Genomic DNA, 2508 nt, shown 5'->3' on the forward strand with positions numbered 1-2508 from the left:
AAGTAGTCGCGTTCATCGACGCGAACAAGGATGACCTGGTCGACGCTCGCCGGCTCGGAGTCGAGCTCATCTGCAGGCTGCTGCAGGTGGCTCCGAGCAGCTACTACGCCGCCAAGACCCGCGCCCCCTCGGCTCGCGCGGTGCGGGACGAGGAGCTGATCCCGCAGCTGGTCGAGCTCTAGGAGACGAACTACCGCGTCTACGGGGTCAGAAAGCTCTGGAAGACCGCGCGTCGCGCCGGGATCGACATCGGCCGAGATCAGACGGGCCGGCTCATGCGCGCCGCAGGGATTAAGGGCGCGACCAGGTCGAAGCGGGTGAAGACGACCCGGCCAGATCCGACCGCGGCGCGGCACCCGGACCTCGTGAAGCGGGAGTTCACCGCGCCTGCCCCGAACCGGCTCTGGGTCACCGACCTGGCGTTCGTGCCGACGTGGGCCGGCGTCGCGTACGTCTGCTTCATCGTCGACGCGTTCTCCCGGATGATCGTCGGGTGGCGGTGCGCGTCACACATGCGCACCGAGATGGTCCTCGACGCGATCGAGATGGCCCGCTGGTCCCGCGGCGCTCGCCACGAGGACCTGCGCTGCCACAGCTGTCAAGGGCCATTGAGTTCTGCCCATAGGCGGCCAGTGTTTCTTCCCGCTGGTGGCCATCAGAACTGCCCACTGGTGGCCAGCTGGTTTGCCCGTTTGGGTGGTGGTGCTGGCCACCGTGATGGGATCAGTTCAGTGGCATGACTCCCTTCCCGGCCATTGCCTGGGTCATCCGTACGGAGTCTCCGGTGGTCTGGCAGACGTGGGCGTGGTGCAGGAGCCGGTCCACGGTGGCGGTGGCCAGGGTCTTGGGCATCAGCTCGTCGAAGCCGGCCGGGTGCAGGTTCGAGCTGATCGCTACGGAGCGTTTCTCGTAGGCGGCGTCCACGATGCGGTAGAGGCCCTCGGCGGCATCGTCGGCGACCGGCAGCAGGCCGATGTCGTCGATGACGATCAGGTCGGCGCGCAGGATTCGGGCGACGGCTTTGGTGATGGTGTCATCGGGCCGGTGGGCCCGGATCATCGCCCCGAGGTCCTCCAGGGTGAACCAGGCCACCCGCTTGCCCTCCTCCACGGCCTGCTGGCCCAGGGCCTCGAGGAAGAAGGTCTTGCCGGTGCCGGAGGGCCCGCAGACCACGAGGTTCTCTCTGCGCGAGAGCCATTCCAGGGTGCGCAGGGACTGCTGGGTCGGGGCCGGGATCGAGGAGGCGCCCGGATCCCAGGTCGTGAAGGTCTTGCCGGTGGGGAACCCGGCGGCCTTGCGCCGGGCGGCGAGCATGGATCGGGCCCGACCGGTGGTCTCCTCGACCAGCAGGGCCTTGAGGACCTCGGCCGGCTCCCAGCGTTGGGCCCGGGCGGTGGCCAGTACCTCGGCGGCGATACCGCGGGCGTGGGGCATCTTCAGCTGCCGCAACAGCGCCTCCAAATCGGCCGGCAGCGCCGGTGCGGCGGTGTTCGGGGTGTGGATGCTCACCGGGCTGCCCCCTCGGTGTTGGAGGTACCGAGGCCGGCCCAGCCGGCGGTGCCCTGGGTCAGGGACCGTTCCTCGGTGGCGGTGTGCATCCCGGTGCGGTGGCCGGCGGCGGTGAGCAGGGAGGCCAGGTCGCCGTGGGCGAAGCGCTGGTGCACCGCGGCCACCCCGAGGGCGCGGTCGACCTGGTCGGTGCCGGCGAGCTTGGCCAGGGTGACGGCCTCGGCCATCTTCTGACCGATCCGGCTGGTGCCGGCCGCGGCGGCCTCCACCAGCCAGGTCCTCGCTCCGGCCCCGATGGCCAGGAACTCGGCCTCCGCCGCCGAACGGGGCACCGGGGTGTAGTCCCCGGGCACCTTGTCCGTCTCGTGGCCGGGGAAGTGCGCGTCGTCGATGGCCGGGGACCCGGGCCGGGCCACCCGGTGCCGGGCGACCTCCACCGGCCCCTGCGCACCGGCGTGCATGATCACCACCATCGAGTCCGGTCCGGTGCCGTGATGGCGCACGAACACCTCGGCCCCGAGCAGGTGCGCGGGCACCGAGTACTGGGCGTTTTCGAAGGAGACCATCGGCGTGTTCTCCGGCACCTTCCGTCCCACCCCGTAGGCCACGGTGTGCGCCGTGGCGGGGATCCGATGCAACGCGCTGGTCTCCTCGGCGAGCATGTGGTCCGGGCGGCGCCGGGTCACCCGGTGCTCCCGGGAGTTCACCATGGCCATGAACCCCGCGCAGGCGGCCTCGAGCTCAGCGAACGAGGCGTACTGGTCCCGCAGGTTGGTGTCCTTCGGGACCAGGTCGGCCTTGGCCAGCTTCACCGCGTTCTCCACCCCGCCCTTGGCGGCCGGATCCGCTGGCTGGCAGGTCAGCACCTCCACGCCGTAATGCCGAGCGAACGCCACGGTGGCCTGGTTACGCACCGGCACCCCGGCCACATGAGAGACCGTCACTGTCTTCTCGTTATCCGTCAGCACATAGGTCGGCGCGCCCCCGATCAGCCGGAAG

General features: G+C 70.3%; 2 protein-coding genes and 1 pseudogene. 1 reads left to right on the forward strand and 2 read right to left on the reverse strand.

The genetic code is table 11. The features are described from left to right. A pseudogene (locus tag ACFWJO_RS37875) lies at nucleotides 1-605 on the forward strand (IS3 family transposase); the annotation flags it as partial. Between the two features lie 118 nt (nucleotides 606-723). Here ACFWJO_RS37875 and istB read toward each other — a convergent pair. Next, nucleotides 724-1509 (reverse strand): IS21-like element helper ATPase IstB, encoded by a 786-nt coding sequence (istB, locus tag ACFWJO_RS37880; protein WP_010078636.1) that lies wholly within the window; start codon nucleotides 1507-1509, stop codon nucleotides 724-726. Then, nucleotides 1506-2508 (reverse strand): IS21-like element ISMlu14 family transposase (locus ACFWJO_RS37885; protein WP_386872682.1); only part of this gene is annotated, 1003 nt, incomplete at its 5' end. The genes istB and ACFWJO_RS37885, both read right to left, overlap by 4 nt.

The sequence above is a fragment of the Streptomyces sp. NPDC127092 genome (assembly GCF_042722475.1).
Taxonomy (GTDB): Bacteria; Actinomycetota; Actinomycetes; order Streptomycetales; family Streptomycetaceae; genus Streptomyces.